A 456-nucleotide genomic window follows, 5' to 3' on the forward strand; every position below is an offset into this window, starting at 1 on the left:
CGTGAGCCACACGCCCGTCAGCGCCGACAGAATGATCATCGGCACGATCAGGGTCACGGGGAGCGGCAGCGTCAGGCTTGCCTACAGCGCGGCGAGCACGAGGAACACGGGCAGCACGCTGATCGGGAACACATACAACGCCGAATCGCCTGCAAGAATCTGCTGGTACGTAAGGTCGGTCCACTCGAAGCGCACGCCACGCGGCAGCGTCTCGTGCGCGATGCGCTCGACCGCGGCCTGGGCCTGCCCCGACGAGAAGCCGGGCGCCGGGCCGCCGTTGATGTCGGCCGCCGTGTAGCCGTTGTAGCGCACGACCATTTCAGGGCCGAACGTCGGCGTTACCGTCACCAGCGACGACAGCGGCACCATCTCGCCCTTGTCGTTACGCGTCTTCAGCTGCAGGATGTCGTCCGCGCGCTGGCGGAACGGCGCGTCGGCCTGCACGCGCACCTGGTA

Annotated in this window: 1 pseudogene; it reads right to left on the reverse strand. The window is 67.5% G+C overall.

What is annotated here, in order from left to right:
* Window positions 1–456 (reverse strand): annotated as a pseudogene (locus tag ACU8YC_RS27305) (efflux RND transporter permease subunit); the annotation flags it as partial.

It is taken from the genome of Citrobacter sp. VF227 (assembly GCF_052950715.1).